The organism is Flexilinea flocculi (genome assembly GCF_001192795.1).
GTDB classification, from domain to species: domain Bacteria; phylum Chloroflexota; class Anaerolineae; order Anaerolineales; family Anaerolineaceae; genus Flexilinea; species Flexilinea flocculi.
In genome coordinates, this window is record NZ_DF968179.1 from 18623 (window position 1) to 40568 (window position 21946).

Annotated in this window: 20 protein-coding genes; 6 read left to right on the forward strand and 14 right to left on the reverse strand. The window is 39.8% G+C overall.

The genetic code is table 11. The features are described from left to right. Window positions 1-38: 38 nt before the first annotated feature. From ATC1_RS00065 to ATC1_RS00100, 8 genes are all read right to left on the reverse strand, one after another. The gene (locus tag ATC1_RS00065) at window positions 39-1586 is read right to left on the reverse strand and encodes an efflux RND transporter periplasmic adaptor subunit (RefSeq protein ID WP_062276737.1); all 1548 of its coding nucleotides are present in this window, start codon (window positions 1584-1586) and stop codon (window positions 39-41) included. Window positions 1587-1636: 50 nt separating this feature from the next. Further along, window positions 1637-3436 (reverse strand): efflux RND transporter periplasmic adaptor subunit, encoded by a 1800-nt coding sequence (locus ATC1_RS00070; RefSeq protein WP_062276740.1) that lies wholly within the window; start codon window positions 3434-3436, stop codon window positions 1637-1639. Window positions 3437-3491: 55 nt separating this feature from the next. Beyond that, window positions 3492-4175: a response regulator gene (locus tag ATC1_RS00075; protein ID WP_062277872.1), complete on the reverse strand. Its 684-nt coding sequence runs from the start codon at window positions 4173-4175 to the stop codon at window positions 3492-3494. A 132-nt stretch (window positions 4176-4307) separates the two neighbouring features. Further along, complete coding sequence (locus ATC1_RS00080) at window positions 4308-5837, reverse strand: sensor histidine kinase (protein WP_062276743.1); 1530 nt, start codon at window positions 5835-5837, stop codon at window positions 4308-4310. Between the two features lie 11 nt (window positions 5838-5848). Next, window positions 5849-7078 (reverse strand): ABC transporter permease, encoded by a 1230-nt coding sequence (locus ATC1_RS00085; RefSeq protein WP_062276746.1) that lies wholly within the window; start codon window positions 7076-7078, stop codon window positions 5849-5851. Next, complete coding sequence (locus ATC1_RS00090) at window positions 7075-8103, reverse strand: ABC transporter ATP-binding protein (protein ID WP_082174584.1); 1029 nt, start codon at window positions 8101-8103, stop codon at window positions 7075-7077. The genes ATC1_RS00085 and ATC1_RS00090 overlap by 4 nt, the downstream gene beginning before the upstream one ends. A 15-nt stretch (window positions 8104-8118) precedes the next feature. Further along, a complete protein-coding gene (locus ATC1_RS14775; RefSeq protein ID WP_062276750.1) occupies window positions 8119-9696 on the reverse strand; it encodes an efflux RND transporter periplasmic adaptor subunit in 1578 nt (525 codons plus the stop codon). Window positions 9697-9752: 56 nt separating this feature from the next. Then, window positions 9753-11255: an efflux RND transporter periplasmic adaptor subunit gene (locus ATC1_RS00100; RefSeq protein ID WP_062276753.1), complete on the reverse strand. Its 1503-nt coding sequence runs from the start codon at window positions 11253-11255 to the stop codon at window positions 9753-9755. A 480-nt stretch (window positions 11256-11735) separates the two neighbouring features. Here ATC1_RS00100 and ATC1_RS00105 point away from each other — a divergent pair, with 480 nt between their 5' ends. Then, the gene (locus ATC1_RS00105) at window positions 11736-12629 is read left to right on the forward strand and encodes a YitT family protein (RefSeq protein ID WP_062276756.1); all 894 of its coding nucleotides are present in this window, start codon (window positions 11736-11738) and stop codon (window positions 12627-12629) included. Window positions 12630-12666: 37 nt separating this feature from the next. Here ATC1_RS00105 and era read toward each other — a convergent pair whose 3' ends face one another. From era to ATC1_RS00135, 6 genes are all read right to left on the reverse strand, one after another. Next, complete coding sequence (era, locus tag ATC1_RS00110; RefSeq protein ID WP_062276758.1) at window positions 12667-13575, reverse strand: GTPase Era; 909 nt, start codon at window positions 13573-13575, stop codon at window positions 12667-12669. 229 nt (window positions 13576-13804) lie between these two features. Then, a complete protein-coding gene (locus tag ATC1_RS00115) occupies window positions 13805-14101 on the reverse strand; it encodes a GIY-YIG nuclease family protein (protein WP_236688096.1) in 297 nt (98 codons plus the stop codon). After that, the gene (locus ATC1_RS00120) at window positions 14098-15087 is read right to left on the reverse strand and encodes a prephenate dehydrogenase (protein WP_062276761.1); all 990 of its coding nucleotides are present in this window, start codon (window positions 15085-15087) and stop codon (window positions 14098-14100) included. Before ATC1_RS00120 ends, ATC1_RS00115 begins: the two co-directional genes overlap by 4 nt. A 2-nt stretch (window positions 15088-15089) precedes the next feature. After that, complete coding sequence (locus tag ATC1_RS00125; protein WP_062276765.1) at window positions 15090-15743, reverse strand: site-2 protease family protein; 654 nt, start codon at window positions 15741-15743, stop codon at window positions 15090-15092. A gap of 278 nt (window positions 15744-16021) precedes the next feature. Further along, on the reverse strand, window positions 16022-17272 hold the full coding sequence (locus ATC1_RS00130; protein WP_201777215.1) for an MBOAT family O-acyltransferase: 1251 nt from the start codon (window positions 17270-17272) through the stop codon (window positions 16022-16024). Between the two features lie 255 nt (window positions 17273-17527). Next, window positions 17528-19000: an SGNH/GDSL hydrolase family protein gene (locus ATC1_RS00135; RefSeq protein ID WP_062276770.1), complete on the reverse strand. Its 1473-nt coding sequence runs from the start codon at window positions 18998-19000 to the stop codon at window positions 17528-17530. Window positions 19001-19277: 277 nt separating this feature from the next. Here ATC1_RS00135 and ATC1_RS00140 point away from each other — a divergent pair, with 277 nt between their 5' ends. From ATC1_RS00140 to ATC1_RS00160, 5 genes are read left to right on the forward strand one after another with little or no spacing between them, the layout of a single operon-like run. Continuing rightward, a complete protein-coding gene (locus tag ATC1_RS00140) occupies window positions 19278-19496 on the forward strand; it encodes a DUF951 domain-containing protein (RefSeq protein WP_062276773.1) in 219 nt (72 codons plus the stop codon). 3 nt (window positions 19497-19499) lie between these two features. Further along, window positions 19500-19994, forward strand: a complete 495-nt coding sequence (gene tsaE / locus ATC1_RS00145) for a tRNA (adenosine(37)-N6)-threonylcarbamoyltransferase complex ATPase subunit type 1 TsaE (RefSeq protein ID WP_062276777.1) — start codon at window positions 19500-19502, stop codon at window positions 19992-19994. Window positions 19995-19997: 3 nt separating this feature from the next. Then, entirely contained in the window at window positions 19998-20723 is a 726-nt protein-coding gene (gene tsaB / locus ATC1_RS00150) for a tRNA (adenosine(37)-N6)-threonylcarbamoyltransferase complex dimerization subunit type 1 TsaB (RefSeq protein WP_062276780.1), read from the forward strand. Continuing rightward, window positions 20671-21159 carry a ribosomal protein S18-alanine N-acetyltransferase gene (gene rimI / locus ATC1_RS00155; RefSeq protein WP_172667681.1) on the forward strand — a complete coding sequence of 163 codons (489 nt, stop codon included), beginning with the start codon at window positions 20671-20673 and terminating at the stop codon, window positions 21157-21159. The genes tsaB and rimI overlap by 53 nt, the downstream gene beginning before the upstream one ends. Window positions 21160-21161: 2 nt before the next feature. Then, window positions 21162-21848 carry a uracil-DNA glycosylase gene (locus ATC1_RS00160; RefSeq protein ID WP_062276786.1) on the forward strand — a complete coding sequence of 229 codons (687 nt, stop codon included), beginning with the start codon at window positions 21162-21164 and terminating at the stop codon, window positions 21846-21848. The last annotated feature ends 98 nt before the right edge of the window (window positions 21849-21946 follow it).

Below are 21946 nucleotides of genomic sequence, written 5' to 3' on the forward strand. Positions count from 1 at the left end.
TTTTTGTGGGAAGGTTGAATTTCTAACTCAACGGTTCATTACCGCATGCCGCCGCCATTTGGCATACCGCCGCCACCTGGCCCGCCTGGACCACCGCCCATCATCATTCCAAAATCAAAGAAACCGGGAGTTTCTTCTTTTCCATAAACATCCAATTCAATCTCATCTCCTGCTTTTAAGTCATCCGAGAAAATCTGAACATTGGAACCGCTGATCAACCCGATTGTTATTTCAACATCTTCAAAGGAACCATCCTCTTTTTTATGATGAACAAGATAGCGGTCTCCATCCAAAAGCACTGATGTTTGCGGAACATATAACGCATCCGGTACAGAATCAATATTGATGGAGATATCCGCAGTCATTCCGGACTTAATCTGTTCATCTGCATCCACGATAGCGACTGATAAATTATACGTAACTGACCAGCCGGATGTTGTTCCGGTATCTGCAATATTGGTAACAATACCATGATACATTTTTCCTGGAATTGCAGTGAAACTGATATCAACAGGCATATCCAGCGTTATTTCGTTGACATACAGCTCAGATACGCTGAAGTCGATATAGAAAGTGGAAATATCATCGATTCGGGCGGCAAAAATATTCCGTTGGACACTGGAGGAATCATACGAAACGATGTCATTTTTTTTCGCATCAATTTTTGTGACTGTTCCTGCAAAAGGAGCGATAATTTTTGATGAATCAATTTTTGTCTGCGCTGCATCGATTGCCGCCTGAGCAGCGTTTATTTTTGCATCGGTCGGTCCGTTAAGCAATTTGTTATATTGATACTGCTTATCTTCCAAAGTGGCTTTCGCTAATAGTAATGTCGCTTCCCTAAGCTGCAGCTCCAATTCATCAATTTGTCCCAAATACCAGGTATATTGTGCCAAGGCATTATCACGGACGGATCGGTATCCGCCAACATCGCCCAATCTTTTTATTCGGGTGGAATCGTCTGCATCATAATCACGCGTTGTCTCAAACTTGGCGATGGCAGCCTCATAATCATCCTGGGCTTCTAAATAGGTTTCATAAGCCAAATCAATATTCAAATCTGTAGCCCGAGACAGATCCATGCTGTCCAACGATTTCTGTGCATCTTCAACGTCTTGCTGTGCAGTAACCAAAGCTGATAATGCCTCAGCCAATCCCGATGAATTATTTTTAAGTTCTTCCATCGCGTCCTGGGCGTCACTCAGTTCAAGTTCAGCATTCAAGACATCCTGATCCAAAGTTTGCGGATCGAGCGCTGCCAGCACATCTCCTTTATTAACACTGTCACCCGCCTCGAAATATACATCCTTGATTGTTCCGCTTGTCTGCCAATACAAATCAACAGACTGGTTGGAACGCACGGTTCCCGTAACATCTTCCACAACTAATGAAAGAGGACCTTGTTTGATTTTCGTTGTTTCCGTTTCTGTCAAAGCAGCCAGCTTAGCCGCTGCTTGTGCCTGTTGTTTTTGATATAAAGAATATATCCCTATCGCTGCCAGCATCAGAATGATGACCAGGATTAATAACGCGATGACACAACCTGGTTTATGATTTACTTTTTTTGTTTCAATTTTATGATCCATGCCTTTGCACCTTTCGATTCAAGATTTCTTAATTGTTGTCTGATATCGATTCAATCAGTCGGAGCAGGTGTACTCACCGATTCTTCCACGAATTTCTGATCGGCTGACGATACCGTTAAGTTCATTGTGGGCAACATCTCTGATGGGGGGAATCCATCTGCCGATGGTCTATTTCCTTGTCCAGGGGCCATTACACCATTCGAATTCGGACCCATCGGCATCTTTGTTCCTTCGAGTCCACCAAATTGGCGATCAGTAACTTGACCAGAAGGGATACCTGTTTGATTTCCAGGTTGCAGATTTTTTCCATCCATCGAAACATTTGTATCTGCACTTACTTTTCCTGCCACACTTTGATCATCATCGCCGATAATCTGCGTTTGCTCTCCACCGACCGGATTAAAACTTGCTGAGCCGGGCATTCCTTGAAATTGTCCTGCTACTGCCGGTTGGATCCCCAGTTCAGTATAAATTCTCGAATCAATTGATGGTACTTTGACAACGTCACCTTCTGATATTCCGGATGTAATTTCAATAAGAAGGTTCGAACGGATACCTGTTGAGACTTCAACCGAATTCCATCCATTTTCGGATGATACCGTTACATAAGATTTTCCATCCTTTTGACTCACTGCATTCGTTGGAATTAGAACGACATTTTCTTTTTCTTCGAGGATAATCTCTGTTTCGGCAGTCATGCCTGCCTTGATATTCGCATCGGGATCTGTAATTTCAACTAATGTTTCAAAAGTGACGATGGAATCACTTTCCTCACCCAAATCAGAAATTTTGCCGATTATTCCTGAATAGGTTTTGTCGGGTACTGCATCTAACGAAATATTTACTTTCTGTCCGACAAATAGTTTATGAATGTCAATTTCTGAAATTTGCAGCGGAATGAATATACTGGTCATATCATCAATTCCGAATGCAACAGTTCCTGCCTCTACATAATGACCAACTTCAGCTTGTGAGGATGTGACCGTTCCATCAAATGATGCGATAATATTGCGTTTGTTATATACATTCTCAGCATTCGTTACATTGATTTCAGCTTCCTGAATATCTTTTTGACGAGGCATCGACTCGTACGTCTGGTATTCCTTCAACGCTTCATCATATGCCTGTTGTGCAACTGCAACAGCCCCCTGAGCTACAGCCAATTCGGTATCGGTTGGCTGCCCTTTTGTCCACACCCAGTTTTCATAGGCTTCAATCATAGCATTGTATGTACTGAGGTACGATTCATAATAGGTTTGACGAGCCTGATCTTCCCATCCTTTTGAGTTTTTCACAGAGTCATAATCAGCTTTTGCATAGTTGAAATTTTCAACAGCCAGCATATAGGCATCATAGGCCATCTCAATGGTTAATTGATCCGCTCTGGGATAATATAGAGCTTCCTGTGCCTGTTTGGTGGACTTGAGAGAAATCTCATTCACAGTTAATGTGGAATATGCATTCATTTTAGATGTTTTTGTTTCGATTACATCCGATAAAGCCTCCTGAGCATCAATGAGTGTTTTCTCTGCCAGGATCACGGCGGACTTCATGGAATCAGTTTCCAATTCCGCCAGAACATCCCCCTTTTTTACAGAATCGCCCAATTTCACAAGAACTTTGCCGATGACACCGTCAGTTTTCCAGACCAGTTTCGCAGATTGATTGAATTCGACATTTCCGATAAAATCTATCGATCGGTCAATCTTGCCAGTTACAGCAGTAAACGTCAATTCCTGTGTCTCTTCATTTTTAGATGCCTGCAGCTTTGAAAGAAGCGTACAGCCACTTATAATCATCATAAAGAGTAGAATCGACAGAATTTTTCGATTTTGTTTTTTATGCGTCATTTTTACTTAACTCCGATTAAGAGGTGAATTCCGCAATTCTTGCAGCAATTCCCGATTATTTTCCATGTGTATTGTCCCGTTTTTCAAATAATCCTTCCCGCCATGCAAAAACAGCAGCCTGTGTCCGGTCAGCTAAATGCAGTTTGTGTAAAATATTAGAAACATACCCCTTGACGGTTTTTTCAGTTATAAATAGTTTCCCTGCAATCTCGCTGTTATTGTTACCCTGAGCAATCAATTCGAGAACGTCATATTCCCTTTCAGTCAATTCTGCGAATGGATCAATCACGCGACCGGGACGATCATGCAGCTCACTCATCAATTTTTTTGCGATTTCAGGAGACAAAATTGCAGTTCCTTTTGCTGCCATTCGAATCACATTAATGAGTTCCTCCGGAGGGATGATTTTCAGTACGTATGAAAGCGCGCCGGCTTTCATCGCAGGGAATACAAGAGAATCATCATGATGGGATGTCAAAACAACGATATGCGTGCGGGGACTGATCTGTTTAATCATTTTTGTCGCTTCAACGCCATTCATTCCTTCCATGAGCAAATCCATCAGAATCACATCCGGAATATTTGATTTTACAAATTCGATGGCTTCTTCCCCGCTGCCAGCTTCTCCAATTACTTCTATGTCATCCAATGTTTCCAGATAAGACCGAACCCCATTTCGAACGACTGGATGATCGTCCACCAACAATACGCTGATTTTATTGGATTCTTTATCTGTCATATTCCCTGCTTTCTTTTTTTCTTTTTCATCTACGAACACCACATCAGAAAAACATCGAAGTGAACTCAAACCGGCAATTCAAAAAAATAGATGATTCATTCAAACAACTGAGAGCATTTTTTGAATTACTGATTAAAAATGCATCGCTCTTGGGATGTGAATCAATAACGTAGTTCCTTCCCTTCCTGACTGAATATGAAACGTTCCATTCATGTTTTCCACTCGCTCGTGAATTGATTGAAGTCCAATTCCTGACGGCTGTTCCTGTGAATCGAAGCCCTTTCCATTATCGTGAATGGTCAGATTTACTTCAATTTCATTTGTTTCCAGTTCAATACGTCCGATTTTCGCCTCGCTATGCCGCATCATATTGGACAATGCTTCCTGACAGATCCGGAATATTTCTCCTGCCATGTATTCATCCATGGGCGGATAGTTCTGCAGTTTTAATTCCAATTGAATTCCGGAACTCATCTGCCATGTTTTCCCATACTGCTCGAGCTTGTTAATCAGAGCATTTCCAGAGATGACTGGCGGACGAAGGGTGCCGATTAAATCATCCAGATCCTGCAATGTGTTTTGTGTCAGATTGGCGGCAAGTTCTATCTTCTCTTTCACTTGTTCCGGTTTTTTTTCGATCAAAACTGCTGCAGCCCCAAGATTCATGTTGATGGAAAAAACTTGCTGTTTAATATTGTCATGGAGCTCCCGCGAAATCCGGTTTCTCTCCTCGGATGCTGCCAATTCCTGCCGTGTCTGGACCAATTGACCAAGCTGATCAGACATTGTGTTCAGTTTGGAGGAGACCATATTGAGCTCGCTGTAATCTTGTTCGGTTTCAACGGGTATTTTGAAAGAAAAATTACCTTCTGCCCATTGATTGGATGCCCTGAAGATTTCATCAAACCATAGCGACCATTTTTTTGAAAAGATATAACCGACAATCAAACCTAATATTGCCGCAAATAGAATCAATCTTAAAAAACTCATCATGGATGACAGAAATATGGCACGAATCATCTCCCACGAACTTGGCTGCGTAACATACAGAAAAAAATTTCCGACGATATGATTGCTGTCGTCTTTAAAGGGAACCAGCGCCATCGAATAGTTTTTTTCTGCCAGGATGATCTGTCCATCAGTAGAACCGGTCATCACTTTTTCGGATAAAGAAACCACTTTTTCTTTAATCAGATTTGCAGTACCAACATCCAAATCTTCTAATGGGATTGGAATCGTTCCTCCAATAGAGACTGGAATTATTTCTTGTTTTTCAGTCACAAAGTACATTAGTACTCTGTTTTTTAAAAAGAATTTTGTGTTGACCCGCAAATCTGCTTCAAAATGATCCGACTGCAAATTGAGATCGCGCGGCGGGATTCCAAAATGTGTCTGCTCTTTGATCCACTCGTTTGTCTGATCATGCAAAAATACATTTTTTACCCATGGATCATGCAATAATTGTGTCACTGCATTTGCGATGATGGAACTGCTGTTGCTCTGGCTTAACTCATAGGAAGTTCGTATATAACGGTAGGCAAGTACGGCAACACACACAATGACCGAACTGACTGTGATCAGCAGTGTGATCTGCCATTGGATTGTGTGAAACGCTCGTTTCAACCTTCCGAATCGAAGCCTGACAGCATTCATCTTTAGCATTCCTTTTCCTTTTATTCAGTCCTCAAGGCAATGACCGGCTGTAATTTTGCGGCTTGATTTGCCGGATAGATCCCAAAAAATAGACCAATGGCAACCGAAAACAAGGTTGACCCAAGGATAAATAACGGATTATAGGAAGCATGCAGTTCTGTTCCCATCATTGTCGCAATATATGCAATCAAATAAGCCAAACCAAGACCGAACAGAATACCTAAAATACCGCCAACCAGGCTCAGAACGGAAGATTCAACCAGGAATTGAGCCAAAATATCACGTTTCTTTGCACCCAGAGCTTTTCGCAATCCAATTTCTTTGGTACGTTCTGTAACCGTTACCAGCATAATATTCATGATTCCAATACCACCAACCAACAAAGAAATGCCGGCAACGCCTCCCAGGAACAGAACAAAAGTATTCATAATTGAATTCAGAGTATCCAATATTTCCTGTGTATTCATGATCGTGAAGTCATCGGGGTTGCCTTCAAAAATACCATGTCTTTCCCGCATCAGATTTTCAATCATCGTCTGCGCCTGATCAAGCGAGACTGAATCTTTCACATTGATGGATATTCGTCCAACTGTGTTCCTTTGCCGGGTTATCAGCCGATTTTGCGCAGTTGACAGTGGCATAAAAACGACCTGATCCTGGCTTGTCCCCATTGTGGAACTTCCCTTCGATTTCAAAACCCCGATAACTGTATAAGGCTGACCGCTAATTCGAATGGTTTCACCAACCACACTGATATTTGAATTGCTGAATAACGAATCACTGATTTCGGAACCAATCACAACGACCATGGAATTCTCATCCAATTGTTCCTGCGTAATATATGAACCGCTTTCGATTTCATAATTGCTGATTTCCAGATATTCCGGAATTACGCCGGTTACCGAAGCATTGACCGTGTTTCCATTACTTTGAGAAAGCGTGAAAGGTTGAGAAACGGTAGGGGCAACAATATCTGCAATACCTAAAGTTTTTATCGCTTCCACATCCGAATTGGTCAGATCCTGCGGATTTCTGACATTTTCAGTGAAATTTCCAGCTGATAAATAAAGCGTCTGCGTACCCAGAGAACTCATCTGGTCTGTGATCGAATTTTTCGCACCCTGACCAATTGACATCATCGCAATCACAGCGCCAACACCGATAAAAATTCCGAGCATCGTTAATAATGAACGAACTTTATTGGAGAGTAAGTTACGGAGAGCCTCAATAATCAATGTGCTGATATTCATGCTGTTTTTCCCTCCTCATTTCCCTTTATCGGATTCACTAAGAATTGTTTCCCCGCAGGCAGCTCTTCATTTGCCACTTTTTTCCTGTTTCCAAAAGCCTCTGCCAATGCATCAGCGGCAGAAGATTCTTCTTCCTCTTCCAAATCGTTGTCATCTGTTCCAAAAGTATCGGAAAAAGGATTAGAAACGGTTTCTTTTGCTTCATTTTTCATCTTCCCATTTCCATTGGGATTTATTTGCTCTTTTTTCAATGAGACACTTGCTGAATCCGGTTTCTTTAGACCTGAAACATTCAGAAAATCCGGATTTTGCCAGTTTTTAATAATCTCCTGTTCCTCTTCCGTTCCAATCATGCCGTCAAAAACGCTGATGACACGAGGGACCTGCCTTCCAATCTTTGGATCATGGGTAACCATAAGAATTGTTTTGCCTTTATCCTGATTCAGGCTGATTAAGATCTGCATAATTTCTTTACCGGACTTGCTGTCGAGGTTACCTGTTGGTTCATCTGCCATAATGATTTCAGGATCGTTGATTAATGCCCGTGCAATGGCGACACGCTGCTGCTGCCCGCCGGAGAGTTCCTTCGGTTTATGACCTAAGCGGCTGCCCAGACCCACCAAATCCAGTACCTCCGCAGCGCGTTCTTTCGCATGATCTTTATTTCTTGAATATAAAAGCGGCATCATCACATTTTCTAACGCGGAAGAACGAGAAAGCAAATTGAAGCTTTGAAAAACAAATCCAATTTTCTTATTTCGCACCTCTGCAAGTTTTGAATCATCCATGCTGGAAACATCCGTTCCATCCAGAATATATAATCCTCCGGTGGGACGATCCAGACACCCCAGAATATTCATCAGTGTTGATTTTCCTGAGCCCGAAGGGCCCATGATCGCCGTAAACTCTCCATAATTAACATCCAGACTGATATCATGCAGCGCTCTCACCTCAATATCACCCATGATGTAGTATTTTTTCAAATGTTCTGTGTGTATTACGTTTTTCCCGTTTTTTTCTGTCATTTTCGCATTTCCTTTCTATTGGGAACGTCCGCCACCTGCACCTGCTCCGGGAGGAGGACCGCCAGCACCACCAGGGCCGCCTCCCGGACCACCGCCGAATGTTACCCCTCCAATCGTTAAACCAACGTTCACATCCATAGGCATTTTATGATTTTTTATTTCGTCACCTTCCTGAATCTGATCCGAAATGATTTGCATATCTGATCCTGATACCATACCCAATTGAACAGAGATATCGGTAAATGTTCCATCTGCATTCTTTTTACTGATGGATCGCGTTCCATCCGCTTTCATTGCAATGGCTGTCGATGGGACATAAAGGACATCAACCGCTTCTTTCGTAACAATTGCAACGTCAGCCATCATCCCTGCTTTAACTTTGTTATCCACTCGATCCATTTTTACTGTCAAAGAAAAAGTTACAGTACTATCCGAGACTTCACCGACATTTGAAATATTTGTGATCGTTCCTGTATACTCTTTCAAAGGAATTGCATCAAAGGATATGGTCACTTTTTGACCGATAGAAATCTGGTTGATATCTAATTCATTGACGGTTATATCGATAAAATAGGAAGAGAGATCATCAACGCGTGCAGCCAAGATATCGCGAGATGTCGAAGTAGATTCATAAGCAATTACATCAAATTGTTTAGCACCAACTTCAACAACCGTTCCATCAATTGGTGCAACAATATAAGCCGTTTTCATCGTTGCTTCAGCTGCTTTAATTTGTGCCTGGAGTGAAGCAATCTGCGATTCGGTCGGACCATTTTTTATTTTTTCATAAGACCGAACCGCATCCTCATATTGTGCCTGAGCTAACAATAACGCTGCTTCAGCCTGTTGTTTCTCCAATGCGTCAACTTCCCCGTTGTACCAGTTATACATTGACAGCGCGCTTTCCATTCTGGAACGAGCACCCTCAACCATCTGTACGGCTCGTTGCCGATCCACGTCATCCAGCGCTCTGTCTCTCATGGTTTCAAAATTATCTAAAGCTTTCTGATAGTTTTCCTTTGCTTCCAGATAGTCATTATAGTAAACCCCGATTTCGACCTCATCTTCACGAACCACTCCCAGTGCATCCAGGGCATCTTGGGCATCTTGCACTGCTTTCTTTGTTGTGGCAACGTTGGACATCGCTGTAGCTAAATCGAATGAAGAGGTATAAAGCCTTTCTAAATCTTCTTCTGCTTCCTCTTTTGTTACTTCGGCTTCAATGATGGAAGTGTCAATCGTACTCCGATCTAAAGCGGCTAATACATCACCCTTCTTCACATTGTCACCTAATTGAACATTTACATCAGATACCGTGCCGCTGGTCTGCCAGTATAGATATACAGATTGGTTGGGGCGGACAGTTCCGGAAATATCATCTAATTTTTCTGTAAGATTTCCTTTTTTTACTACTGTCGTTTCGGTTTGACTGGCAGCAGCTTCATCCTTAATTTTTTGTGCTTGTTTCTGGAGATTCAGATATTGCACAACTCCTGCTGCGGCAATCAGCAAAATTATGCCAATCAGCACCCATATAACGATCGTAGTTTTTTGTGGCGGCCTTTTTACTTTAATTTCGGACTTCTGATTCATAGAATATTCCTTGAAGTTTTTTGTTTTCTATTACCGTAAGTTTTTTTATCCTGAGATTACTTTTCAAATTCCTGAAAATTTTGTGCAGGTGTTTCGGACAATATTGGTCGTTGTAGTTGAGGTGCCTGACCATCTACAGATGGCGGGAAACCGGATTGACCAGATGTGTTGGGAAGATTCAGCTCAGACAATGTTTTCGATTCAATCGAAGGTACTACAACAGAATCTCCTTCTGAAACCTCTCCGGAAGTTATTTCAGTGATCACGCCATCCGTCAAACCGATTTCAACGGGTATCTTTCGTCTTTCAGCTCCATGTAGCACTTCTACATAATAATGCCCATCCTCAGATAAAATTGCATTGGAAGCAGTCAATAAGACATCGGTTTTTTTCTCAAGAATGATATGAATTTCAGCTGTCATTCCAATTTTTATTGAATCGTCAGGATCCATAATTTCAACATAGGTCTCAAAAGACACGGAATTGTCAGTTTCATCACCTTGCCGAGAAATTTTATTAACAATACCTTTGTATGATTTTCCAGTATTCGCATCCAGAACAACATCCGCTTCTTGCCCATTTTTAATTTTTACAATATCAATTTCAGAAATATTGATCGGCACAAAAAGTCTGTCACGGTTATCAATTCTGACAGCAGTCTCGCCTTTTGTGACATAATCTCCCGAACGAGGATTAACAATGGTAACAATGCCGTTTATATCCGCAAGGATTGAACGTTTGTTATAGTTTTCCTGAGCTGTCTCTATCGACAATTCAGCAGATTTGATATCCTCTTTACGCGGAAAACCATCCGAGTAGGTCTGAAATGTTTTCAAAGCATCTTCATATGCTGCTTTTGCGACTTCGATATCCGCTGCCGCCTGTTTTTTTGTGTTTTCTGATGTATTGTTTACATCGTACAACCATAAATCGTATGCTTTGGCGTAGGCATTTAATGTACTCTGCAGTTTTTCGTATAAGGATTTTTTCTGTTCATCGAGATGATCTCGCAGAATAACACTCTGATACTCCTCCGATGCATTATCATACGCGTCTTTCGCACCATCTAAAGCCTTTTTTGCCGCATCAATTTCTTCCTGATCGGCAATCGGGTATTTTAAACCTTCAGCAAAGAGTTCCGCATCCCTTAATGCCACTTCTTTATCTCGTAAATCTTTATATGCCTGGGCTTTAGCAGTTTCTGAGATTTGCAGATCGTTGAATGATTCCTTTGCTTCAATCAGAGGAATTTCAGCTTTTATGACATCCGCTGAGAGCGTTTCCTCTTCCAAAACAGCCAATTCTTGTCCAACTGTAACAGAATCACCCAAACGTACTTTGACATCTTCAACCACTCCGGAAGTTTTCCAGGTTAATGTTGAAGATTCACTGGATTTAACGTTACCAACAAATGTCAGGGTATTTGATATTGGCCCAACGACAATTGGCACACTTAATGCCGTATCTTGAATATCAGTTTTACTTTGGCAACCGGTTAAAATGAATAACAAAAGAAACAGTATTCTTTTTAAAATTTGATTGCTTTTATTTTCATGCATGCCATCTCCAAAAAACACACGAATTTTTTTACCTAACAGTAAAAACAACTGTACATTTTTCTAAATATCCAAAAACAACTTTCCTCAAAAGAATAATTCACAAATGATGGTTGTTTTTCCGATAAACTCACAAAATTTCATCCATCTCATTATACGTATTTTCTATTAGACCGGAACGGACTGCAGACAGAGACTATTACCCTTCCAAAGGTCTGTTTTCTGGTAAAAATATCAATCTATCAAAAAACAGAAGAATCCTTCCATTGTTTCCAATCAATCGAAAATAAGTTGTAGTTACGTTCTGCGCTCCGCGAAAAAACGACACTACAACAAAGAATTTTTCCCAAATTTCGAATTGCTGATATTCAACTGTGATTGATGAGAATCGATTAGAATTTGATTTATCAGAATCAATATTCGCATAAATCGTAATACGCCAGATCTTTCATAATACATTGGATTGGATGAAATAATTCGAATATGGTCAGCAAACTTAAAGGTTTTTTATCGGATTTTCTTAAGAAAGAAACCATTTACGATTACCTGTATCTATTGTTTGGCAGTGTGATCCAAGCAGCAGGAATGGCTTTCTTTTTAATTCCGTCAAAACTGGTAAGCGGTGGTGTATCCGGTTTAGCACAAGTTTTGAATCATTATTCTTCCTGGCCGATTGGTATTATGACATTAATTGGAAATATACCGCTCTTTATTTTAGGTTGGCAGTATTTGGGAAGAATTCGATTCGCTGCCCGGACAATTTTTTCTGTTATCATTTTTTCCATTTTTACGGATCTGTTATCCGGTTGGACTTCGTGTTCAGCGATAACTCAGGATATTTTTCTGAATATGATGTTCGGCGCAGTAGTTCTGGGTATCGGATTCGGTTTCGTCTACAAAGGAAGCGGAACCAGCGGCGGCAGTGATATCATCGGGCGAATCCTCAATCAGCGCCTGGGTTTGCCAATTTCTCAATCCTATCTTTTAACTGATTCGATTTCCGTTATTTTGGGCGGAATTGCTTTTGGTTGGGATCTGGCACTCTATGGTCTGATTGCCATATATATCAGCGGATTTGCTGCAGAGATGATTTCAGAAGGCAGCGGATATTTTCGGGATGTCATTATTATTACTAAAGAACCGGAGAAGATTACTCGGGCTGTTATTGAAATCCTCGACCGCAGTGTCACACAAATGAAAGGTGTGGGTGGGTTTTCCGGTGAAGAAAAGTCGATCCTCTATTGTGTCATTGGTCGAAACGAAGTGAATCAATTAAAAAAAATGGTAGTAGATGCCGATCCCGCTTCATTTATGGTTGTCGGACATGCTCATGAAGTGCTGGGAGAAGGATTTCAAACGTATAAAAACTTGTCATAAAAAAAAGCGAACTGTATTTATCGCAGAAACATCCAGATTATTCATTTTTTGAATATCCAAGAATTTTTAAAATCTGTGGATTATTTTGCCAGTTTTTTTCCACTTTGACCCGCAGTTCGAGATATATTTTTCGATCAGTCATTTTCTCGATCTCACGTCTGGCATCGAGTCCTATCTTTTTGATCATCTCCCCGTTTTTCCCGATCACAATGCCCTTATGCGCTTCTCGCTCCAATAGTAGCGTTGCCAGAATATAGGAATTGATTTCAGACCGATCCTTATAATCATCAATCCGGACGGCTATGGCATGCGGAATTTCATCATCCAGATTCTTTAATAGAGATTCACGAATGAGATCAGAGGCAATTTCTCTTTCGTATAAATCGGTAATCTGATCGGAATCATAAAAAGCCGGTCCTTCCGGTAATCTGCGAATAATCGATTGAAGCATCTCATCGCATCCTTCACCATTTTTTGATGAGATGAAAAACGTTTCTCGAATTGATAATAATTCCTGATATTTCTCTTTAACGGATAATGCCTTTTCTGCAGATATTTGATCGCATTTATTGATTAAAAGCAAAATTTGATCCTGATTCCTGATTTTCGCAAGCTGTTTGGCAATCATGCGATCCTCTTCTGTCGGAAGCATTGTCCCGTCAACCATCCAGGCAATACAATCCACATCCTGCAGCGTTCCCAAAGCCGAATCATTCATCACCTCCCCGAGTTTTGATAAAGGTTTATGGATTCCCGGAGTATCCACAAAAATCAACTGGTATGCTTCTGTGGTAATGATCCCTAATTGCAATCTGCGTGTCGTTTGCGGACGGGGCGAAACGGCTGCAATTTTCTGCCCCAGTAAGTAATTAATCAACGTCGATTTACCGACATTTGGTCGTCCAATGATGCTGACAAAACCGGAATGAAATTCTTTTTCGTCCAAAATCTTATACCTTATAAAAAAATAATATTCCAGCGATTCGAAATATAGAAAGGATTATTTGTTGAAGTGCTGATTTTACGTTCCGCGGAAAAATCAACATTTCCACAGGATTTCGCTTTCTCATATGGCTTTATCGAATTTCGAATTGCTGATGGTATCGTTATCAATTCCAGCAATTTTAATTTAACTTTGCTGGCTTAATTCCGAAAATCTCCTGAAAAACCATAGTTTACTGCTTGTTTTTCAACCATTCTTCCGACATTTGGCTCTTTTTATCGCGAGACATTTTTTTAATCTCGATCTCTCGCAACATTGCATCATGTCGGGATGGTAATTCTTCCATATAAACCAATGTGACTGGACAATGCATTTTTGTATAAGCTGCACCTTGTCCTGCATTATGAATCTTCACTCGATGTACGGGATCGGTTGTCCAACCGGTATAAAAAGCACCATTACTGCAAAGAACCATATAACAATAAAAATGCTGTTCGGGAACCGTCGATTCAGCATTTTGTTGAGTCACTTTTTTTTCTTTCTGGCCAATCCGCCTAAAAATAGCTGCCCGAAAAAATCCCCTGTTGTCGGAGTTTGCATGTTCGTCTCCCTTTCGTGACGCCATTCACCAGACTGATACTCCTGCAGCCATTTTTCTCTGTCTTCACCGCAATTTTTTAACAGCGTCTTCAATGCTGCTTCGTCATTTTCTTGGATCGCATCACGGAATTCTTTCAAAGTGAACATAAATTCATGAATCATATGTAATGTGTTTTCTCTGTTTTCCAACAGGAATTTTCCATACTGTTCACGATCCGGCTGCATGGCTGCAGACTGAGTCATTTCGGAAAAAGTCTTCCCTCCCATTTTGCGCACTTCACGCCAACTATTCTGCCGCCTGGCTGTATTGAGAATGACATTCCCCATTAAATAGGGCATATTAAAAATCGAAGCGATAAAACCATCCAACTCTTCAGGATCACAAAAAGCGCTAAAGGAACCTATTAAAGAAGCCAGATCGGATGCCAATTTTACGACACTGGGAGCTGTATCTGCCGTTGAAGAAATAAAAAGAGTGCCATTCTTAAAAAGGTCTTCATGTGCCGAATGGTATTCATTGGATGTTTCATTCAGCCATGCAGGATTTATTGCGGCATAGAGTCCTGCAAAATTCGACGGGGTTTTTAAATATTGACTCGCCCATCTTTTTGCAGCAGCCTTTGCAAAGCCGGTCTCAAAAACAACGCAATCTTCTTTCAAATCATTACCGATTAATTTCATCACCGCTTCAACTTCATCGGTTGGAATTGTTAAAAAGACGATATCCGCATCTTGGATGGCATTAAAGAGATTATGTTCAATTCGATCAATCGCATCTGCTGACAACGCATTTTGTTCGGCATATTTATGAATATCCGAACCGACCCGGAGTATAGTCTCTTTCTGATACTTTAATGCCAATCCTAATGAAGTGCCTATTTCACCTAAACCGATAATAGTAATTTGTACAGCCATGATTAATTGCCTCCTGTTATCAAACGAAATAATCCTGCAATAATTGGTGAAAGAAGTGACGAAAAAATATGAATCCGGAAATAGGGCAGAATCAGAAATCCAAGCAGGAGGATCATCATGCCATAATTTTGAAAACGATCCCAAAGGGGCTTGAATCTTTGGGGGACAAAAAATCCAAACACCTCATGTCCATCCAAAGGTGCGAATGGAAGCAAATTAAAAACCATCAGGCTCAGATTGATGTAGATAAATTGAACCAAAAACGAGCCAAAGAAATAAAGTGTCTGAGAAGTTTGAAAAAGTGATTCCGTTTGCATCAATCGAAATAACAAACCGGCTGTAATAGCCAGCAGCAAGTTTGAAAAAGGACCTGAAAATGAAACAATCATCAGTCCTGCTTTTGACTTTCTCTCGATGATAGCAGGATTAATTCGGACAGGTTTTGCCCATCCAAAACCGGTCACAATCAGCATAATGGATCCAACGATATCCAGATGTCTGACAGGATTTAACGTTAACCGACCATCCTGCCTCGGTGTCGGATCGCTAAATTTGTCTGCCACAAAAGCATGAGAGAATTCATGAAAAGAAAACGAAATCAATAACGTGACAATTCTGAAAATTAGCAGTGTTGGTTCAATTCCTAAACGATTCATTCCTTAATTATATCAGGTACGATTTTTTGGTAATTCTATAGGTTTTAGTCGCAATGATTTGAAATATGAAAAGAATCCATTGTTGTTATTTATATGAAAAGTCGATCCTTATTTCGAATTACTTTTTTGGTTGTCAATGTTTCAAATTTACATCATCAAGAAAAATTGAAACAGATTCCAGCGTTGGTGATGATGAATCTTTTTCAAAAATGGAATTCTTTATCCAAATAGATCAGCTCGTCTTGAAATTGAATTCTTCAACTTCGACCTTATTTCCATTAAAAACCTGAATAGATGAATTGGTTGACGTCGTAACTGGGACCATAAATACCATAAACCAGGATAAAAAAAATACATCCGATGATCAACATCCAGCGAAACCACAATGGCTGATTGTCAATTTTCTCCCGCAAGCTGCTTTGATCGCGCTGGAGCCAGTTGACCACAAAAAGAATGAGCAACGAAAAGATGGTAATTTCAAAATTGGTTCTATCCATCCCGAACGTAAACAAATTGGCATTGAACAATAGACTTGGATTAAATCGGAAAATTCCACGGATAAAAGTAAAAGCATGTTCTAATGATTCTGATCGGAAGAAAATCCAGGCAAAATTAACGAGGCAGAAGGTAAAGAGAGTCTGGGCTGTTTTAAATCCGAAGGTGCCGTACGTTTTCATATTGTGAATTTTTGTTTGAAAAATAGGAGTCAATATTTTTTCTATAATTTGGAAACTTCCGTGTAAAAATCCCCAAAAGATAAAATTCCACCCTGCACCATGCCATAGACCGGATACTATGAAAACAATCATAATATTTAAAAAATGCCGAATTTTACTTACACGATTTCCTCCCAGAGGAATATAAAGATAATCGCGGAACCATGTTGTTAATGATATATGCCAACGTTTCCAGAAATCCACAATACTTTTTGCAAAATAAGGTCTGCGAAAGTTTTCTGAAACGGTAAATCCTAATACTTGCGCAGCTCCAATCGCAATATCTGAGTATCCGGAGAAATCGCAATAAATTTGGAATGAATAAAAAAATGAAGCAACAATTCCAATTACGCCTGAGTGTACATAAATCTCTTGATTATTAAAAACTTCATTGACCATTAGCGCCAATCGATCTGCAATGACGACTTTTTGAAAATAACCCCACAACATCAGCCATAAGCCATGTTTGACATTTTCAAAACGGAAATTTTTTGATTCTGTAATTTGTGGAATTGTCGAAATAGCTCTATCAATAGGTCCCGAAACCATTGTTGGGAAGAAAGCTACATAAGCAGCATATTTAAGCAAGTTCTTTTCTGCATCGATTTTCCCTCGATAATTATCCATCAGATAGGAAAGGACCTTAAATGTATAAAAAGAAATGCCTAACGGCAAGATAAAGCTGAAAGGATTTTCGACTTGAGTAAAGTGGATCCGGCTTAATACTTTATTTAAATTAAGAAAGAAAAAATCCAAATATTTATAGAAAAAAAGGATACCAATATTCAGTGAAAAACAAGAAAATAAGATCATTTTTTGACCAAATTTCCGTGGTCTTTCCACTCTTTTTTTTACGTATTGAATTCCAATGCCTCCAATGTATGTGGTAATAGTAGAAAATAATAACAATAATGGTAGTTTTTGATTCCAAGAAAAATAAAAAAAATAACTAGTAATTAGTATCCATAACCAACGGATTTTTTGGGGAATGATATAGTAAAAAAGACAGACAATCGGAAAGAATAGAAAGAAATTTTGAGATGTGTAAAGCATAATTTCCTATCCGGGTTACTTCACAGCTTTTAGACCTGTTTGGGGATCAAATGTAACATTGTCAATGATCAGTCCCTTTTCTTTGTCATACACAAGTATGTTCAAACCATGTTGATACGTCGCTACAATTTCATGGTTTAATTTGACCTGCATCGGTATCGTTGTTGTTGTTGAATTTTGAATATAAAGATAGTCATGCAAATATGTATTAAAGGGGTAATTAGCTTCTATTATTCGGCTGTGTTTTTCAACTACCGATTTTCCTTGATCAATAATTCCAATAAAACAGGTCGAGTGGTCTTTTTTATTGCCAATAAAACCAAAATCCTGCAACTTCTCAATAGCCTCACGGGGCAGAAGGTCATAATCCCCATCTCCTCCAGTCAGAACACTGACGTAATGAGGATTGTCAATTCGATTGAGATATTCTGTTAGATCAGTAATTTCTTTGAGATGACGAATATTATCATAATATGCGTAAGCGTCATTCCAATTTTGTAGAATATCGCTTTTTTTTGAACTGTTTAAATTGTAAGTCGATGCCAAATATCTTCCAAACCAGGAAGAGATTTTTTCTGCTCCGAATACATTCGTGTGTCCTTCATCTTTGAAATCAGTTGTCGATAGAATTCCAATCTCTTCAACACGCTTGTTGAGATCGAGAAATGGAACATTGTTCTGTTCCGCAATAGAAGCAATGTAATTGATTTGTTGATAATCTGTTAATGATGTTTGATAGGGAATGGCTGTTAAAAGTAGGGGAATGTGATTATCTTTTGACCATTGAATTATTTCCAACAAAGTCTTTTCATTTTCAGGTTGAATTGCCTTTTTTTCAATAATTTGATTCAGTTTCTTTAAGAACTCGACCTCATAAATGGAATCGAAATATGAATACCCTTTCAGCAAACTTGTTGTGTTTATTAACGGGTATAAAAAATCTTGATTTGATAATTCTTCTTTCATTAATCTGGAATGGTATTTTACAAGAGGAAATAGAAACTCCAATTTGTTTTGAATTCTTTCAGTTTTAATGATGAAAAATGCTTTCTGTAGTGTAAGAGGAAATGGATCCAGTGCCTTATGATTCCATTCAGATGCATCAAAATTAACCTCTCTAAGAAACATATATACATCTAAGACGATAAGTTTCGGCTTTTGAAAATCTTGCGATAACCTGGCAAGCATCAAACTTGCATAAGGCATCTGAGCGTTGGTAGCCAGTGAATAGGATGTGATCTGCTGTTCATTCCAAATAATCAGAGGATTTATTCCACAAAGGACATGACTGCTTCCCAGAAAAAGGACATCTATCGAGTTTTTCGGTTCATTAACAAAAAAATTCGAAGCCTCCATTCGATCTTTTAATAAAAACACTTTGTTCACGTAGCTATATAGAATGACAACCAGAATAATGAAAAAAATAATGGAAAAAAATCTTTTCAATATTGAAGATCGAAAAAACGCCAGATTCGTTTTTTGTTCCATTAATCTCTCGTTACAATCCTTTATATAAAAAAATTTGAAACAAAAATTCAGTATAAGTAATGGGAATCAACAAAAAGCAATGTTGATATAAATTTTTAATAAGATCTATTTGCTAAATACGCGAATATTTTTTTATTTTACCAGAAACTTTTTTTAGATTTTTGCAGTCGAATTATTGGCCAGTGTCGCAATTTCCCCTTGACAATGGAAAATTGAAACGCAGACCCGAAGTACCCTTTCATGAAACGACGCGCATTCTCTGGTTTATAATTATCGAATGTCAGAAATCTATGAAATCGATGAAATCGTGACCTTAAAAAAGAATCATCCGTGCGGCAGTAACCAATGGAAAATCGTTCGTTTAGGCGCTGAAATCGGTTTAGAATGCCTTGGCTGCCATCATAGAATCTTATTATCCCGCCGTGATCTTCATCAAAGGATAAAACAGAAGACATCTCGTAAGGCAGAAATTGATGATCAGAAAGTATCTTTATAATTCATGTCTATTTTAAATTCTGAATCCATTGAATACTTCAGTCGCAGTCCTGAACAATCCAAAAGATTTGGGATGCGTTTGGGATGCCTGCTTCAAAAAGGGGATTTGATTTGTTTCAGCGGTGATTTAGGCGCCGGAAAAACAACCTTTGTCCAGGGAATCGCAAAGGGATGGGGAAGTATCGATCCTGTAACCAGTCCTACGTTTGTCTTGATCAATGAATATAATCGAATGGATAAGAATATATTATTTCATTTTGACGCATATCGCATCGGCAATACATGGGAAGCGGAAGATTTAGATGTGGACAGAATGCTACGATTTGGTTCATTAGTAATTGAATGGGCAGAGAGAATTGACGAAATATTACCAAAAGAAAAATTATGGATCAAAATGGAGTGGGTTTCTGATGAACAAAGGCGAATTACTTTTACCCCGCAAGGGAAAAGATACGTCCAGATCACTCAATCTTTTCGCCAAAAAACGTTCGGAGTATAAAATATGCTTTTAGCGATTGATACGTCTACCAGCAGCGTTGGAATTGCAATTTTTGACGGCTCGACGATTCTCGGAGAAACTACATGGGTCAGCACGAATCGTCATACAACAATCCTTGCCAAAGCAGTAAAACAGATGTTTGAAGATATCGAAATTGACCAATCCGGATTGAAAGGAATCGCGTGTGCCTTAGGGCCGGGATCCTTCACCAGTCTGCGTGTCGGCTTGTCTTTTGCAAAAGGCATGGCAGTTGGTTTGGAGATACCGGTCATCGGAATTCCAACATTTGATATTCTTGCTTCTGCACAACCGGTCAATGATTTTCCTTTATGTGTACTGCTGCAAGCGGGAAGAACTCGTTTGGCTACATGTATTTATCGACAGGAAAAAGGTCGTTGGGTTTCGAATTCCGAAATCACAGTTCACACAGTGGAAAGTCTCGTCGATTTCATCCATGAACCGACAAATGTTGCCGGAGAAATCAATGCTGATGCGCGAGCAATGTTCCGCAGACAAAATAAGAATATGAAACTGGCTTCTCCGGCTATGTGTCTTAGAAGACCTGGTTATTTGGCAGAATTAGCCTGGAAACAACTTGAAAAAGGAAATGTTCCATCAGCGGCAGATTTGGCGCCCATATACCTTCACACGAAAGATCCGATGATTCATGAATCCAATGAAAAACCGACAGTTTCAGATCCGCAGGATGATTCCGGAAGATATCTCTGAAGTATTTCGGATTGATGCTCAAACTGCTGCATTGTATTGGCCAGAAAGCTCCTATCATTTCGAAACCGAAAGAAACGATGCCTCAAGGTGCTGGGTAGCTGTAAATGAAAACGGATCCATTCTTGGATTTTTGATTTTATGGTTGATCGTTGATGAAATTCATGTAGCAAATTTCGCTGTACATCCAGAATACCAGAATCAGGGGATTGGAACAGCATTGTTGATCCATGGATTGATCAACGCCTGGGAAGAGGGTGCCCGAGTTTCCTTTCTCGAAGTGCGTGCAAGCAACCTCTCAGCAATTCATATCTATCAAAAGTTGGGGTACGAACCAGTCGGTATCCGAAAAAATTACTATCAAGACAATCATGAAGATGCAATCATGATGAACCTTGAATCAGAAGCCTACACAAAAATATATAATCAACAGGAGTAAAAATGGACGACCGCCTTGTCAAAATGAATCAGCTTGCAGCAGAAATTTCTAATTGTTCAAGATGTCAGCTCCATCTATCTCGGAAAAAATCTGTTCCTGGAGAAGGGAACATCTCTACAAAAATTCTTTTTATCGGGGAAGGTCCTGGTTTAAACGAAAATGAGTCAGGCAGGCCATTTGTCGGTCAAGCCGGAAATTTCTTAAATGAATTGTTATCCGTAGCAAAAGTAAATCGTTCAGATGTCTTTATCACCAACGTAGTCAAATGCCGTCCACCGGCAAACCGTGATCCTATGCCCGAAGAACTTTCGGCTTGTGCTGCTTTTCTGGACAAACAAATCGAGATTATTAATCCACTGGTAATCGTCACATTAGGACGTTTCTCCATGGCGAAATATTTTCCGCTTCAGCGCATCTCCATGATTCATGGAAAAGGTCACTGGATCGGGGATCGGCTCGTTGTCCCCATGTTCCACCCTGCTGCAGCACTTCATCAACCGAATCTGCGCACTAGCATCCTGCATGATTTCGCTTTACTGCCAAATTATCTTAAAGAAGCCGCCGCAAGAATTGTAGCAACTCAAGAGGAAGAAATTCCCGCACCAGAATTAGCGAAATCATTAAAAATCGAGACTGAGTTAACAGACCATTTATCACAAAATGATGTCACACAGCTCTCTCTTTTTTGAGTTTATTAAAATTTTTTGCACCAAGCCTGATTATTTTTTTTTGGATAACAAATGGCTGATCATAATTTAGCGTTTCGAATGATTAGTAGGATTTTTTG